Consider the following 2,512-nt stretch of genomic DNA (forward strand, 5'->3'; position numbering starts at 1 on the left):
CCTACCCCTGCAGCAGTCCCCCGGTCTGGATCGGGACGCCATGAGCGACGTCGCGATCCGCAAGTACTGGCGCGGCCTCAAGGGTCGCGTCCCGCTCAACATCAACTGGGACCAGGTCGACGCTGACTCGGCCGTCTACGTGACGGCGTCGGAGTACACGCCCAACGGCGCGGCGCCCACCACGTCGCAGCGGTTCGTCGGGGACGCGACCATCACGGTCCGCAACGTCACGCCGCACGGCCCGCCCTACGACGCCAACCACGGCGTGACGTTCGTCGTGGACGTGGCGTGGGGGGCGCCGCTCAACGTGGTCACCGACATCGTGCTGCTCGACCGCCCGCGGGGCTCCCAGCATCCGCCGCTGGACTGGCGGCGGCTCGCCTTCACCGTGCAGCACCAGCAGCAGACCAACTGGTGCTGGTGCGCGGTCGCGGTCAGCGTGGCCAACTTCTACGGCGCCAACCTCATGCAGTGCACGTTCGCCAACACCTACCTCAGCCGCACCGACTGCTGCACGGCGACCGGCGGCGCGGGACCGTGCAACCAGCAGACCGGGCTGGGCGCCGCGATCCGGGCGGCCGGCCACCTCGCGAGCTTCTCGGAGTCGCGGCCGAGCTTCGACACCGTGCGGGGCGAGATCGACGGGGGCCGGCCGGTCGGCGTGCGCATCGAGTGGAGCGGTGGGGGCGGCCACGCGGTCGTCGTCGACGGCTACCTCGCGGTGGACCAGTTCGTCGGGGTCGAGGACCCCTGGTCCGGCGCGTCCGACGTGCGGCTCTCCACGCTCCACAGCTCCTACCTGGGCACCGGCTCGGTGACCCACACCTACCTGACACGCTGAGAGGTATGCCGATGAGCACCTACGTGCCCGAACCACCGCCCGGCCTCGGCGACGAGATCGCCGGCACCGTCACCGATCTCATCGATGCCCGGACGGAGGAACCCGTGGACGACCAGGCAGGCGGTGCCGCACCCCAGGCGTCGTGGCCGGCATACCACCTGGGTGCCGACGCCCTCCGCTCCGGCGACGCGCTGTCGCAGGTCGTGCCGATCGGCTGGCTGGCGGTCGTGCAGCGCGCCGGGCTGACCGCGCTGGCCGAGCTGGACGTGCGGGCGGATGCGTCGCCCGAGGTCCGGCAGGTCTCGTATGGCGACCTCGCCCAGGGCGTCGCCAGGCTGAGCGAGGCGGCGCGGGGCCTGGACGACGAGCTCGGCGGCGGAGCTCCGCTGGAGCAACGCTTATTGCGCGTGCCGGCGTGCCTCTTCATGGGGCTGTGGCTGCACGACGACGCCGACCCCTCACGCGACGTCGTGATCCCGAGCGAGCCGACGCCGCCGGCGTTCGAGGCGGGGCGGCCCTATCCGATGGCGGAGGCCCTCGAGACCCTCGCCGCCACCGTGGTCGAGGCTCCCCAGCCCTGACCCGGCTCGTCAGCGGTGGGAACGGTCGCCGAGGGGGCCGACCGGACCGTCGCCGGAGCCAACGAGGCCACCGCCCGGACCGCCTGGCGGTGGTCGTTGGCGCGGTGGGCGATCTCGAGCCAGACCTCGCCGACGCCGGTGAGGGGGCGCCACACGTCTCCGGCCGGCGGCACCACGAACGGCGCTGACGGGCAGATCATCACGTGCCGCCGATCCTGCATCGTCGACAGGCACTCGGCGAACGTCCCGACGTCGCGACCGGGCTCGGGCGGACCGCCGTGGCCGATCCACGCGCACCAGTAGCGGTCCCACGCCAGAGGGACGCCCTCCAAGCGGTGCAGCGGTCGACCGAGGATCACCTCCAGCGGCACGCTCGCCATGGGGGCCAGAGGGCTTGCGGCCGTCACCCGGACCCCCACCCGCAGCGGGTGCAGCAGCCGCGAGACGAGCCGGGGGTCGTCGAGCGGACCGGGCACGACCTGCAGGTCGACGAGGTGGGCGAGCAGGTCGTTGCCGATCTGGGCGGGCCGCTCCAGCGCGACCAGGCTGAGCCGCACCCGCGGCAGGGCCCGGGCGGCGATCTGCGCCAGGCGCTCGACATACGGCAGGATCGTCGACGTCGCGTAGCCGACGACCAGGTGCGTGCCCGTCCCGCCCGCGTCGGACGCCTCGGCGAGGAGCGCGTCGTGCTCGGCGACCACGCGCGCGGCTCGGGGGAGCATGCGCTCACCGAGCGGAGTGAGTATGGCGCCGCCCCGGCCACGCTCGAGCACCGAGCCGCCGGCCTGGCGATCAAAAGCGTTGAGGTGAGCGGTGATCGCGGGCTGAGAGTAGCCGAGCTCGCGCGCCGCCGCCGTCACGGACCCCGTCCGCACCACGGCGAGGAAGGATCGCACGAGCTGGATCTCCACGTCCCCACGCTAGACCTGTGGATGTGACCTGCGCCACACTCCTGGGTCTTGCATGCCCGTCGTGGATCCGCTCTGCCCGGAGCCGCGTGGGGCCTACTCTAAAAATCTTTAGAGTAGGTTTCATGTAGCAACCCACCCAGATGACGCTGCCGGTCCTCCAGCCTGGCGTCGCGTGCAGA

General features: G+C 72.5%; 3 protein-coding genes. 2 read left to right on the plus strand and 1 reads right to left on the minus strand.

All coding sequences use genetic code 11. From position 1 onward, the window contains the following. Together B2P18_RS06390 and B2P18_RS06395 are read left to right on the plus strand one after the other, a co-directional pair. Positions 1-841 (plus strand): C39 family peptidase (locus B2P18_RS06390; protein ID WP_286957086.1); only part of this gene is annotated, 841 nt, incomplete at its 5' end. Between the two features lie 11 nt (positions 842-852). Then, a complete protein-coding gene (locus B2P18_RS06395; RefSeq protein ID WP_286957093.1) occupies positions 853-1,422 on the plus strand; it encodes a hypothetical protein in 570 nt (189 codons plus the stop codon). Here the strand turns inward: B2P18_RS06395 and B2P18_RS06400 are convergent. Then, a complete protein-coding gene (locus B2P18_RS06400) occupies positions 1,359-2,333 on the minus strand; it encodes a LysR family transcriptional regulator (protein WP_286957095.1) in 975 nt (324 codons plus the stop codon). The two genes, B2P18_RS06395 and B2P18_RS06400, sit on opposite strands and share 64 nt — an antisense overlap. Between the last annotated feature and the right edge of the window lie 179 nt (positions 2,334-2,512).

This window comes from Arsenicicoccus sp. UBA2120 (assembly GCF_002330965.1).
Taxonomy (GTDB): Bacteria; Actinomycetota; Actinomycetes; order Actinomycetales; family Dermatophilaceae; genus Arsenicicoccus; species Arsenicicoccus bolidensis.

Bases quoted from the DNA above. Each gene is read 5' to 3' on its own strand.
- B2P18_RS06395 (WP_286957093.1), top strand. From the start codon at position 853: ATGAGCACCTACGTGCCCGAACCACCGCCCGGCCTCGGCGACGAGATC.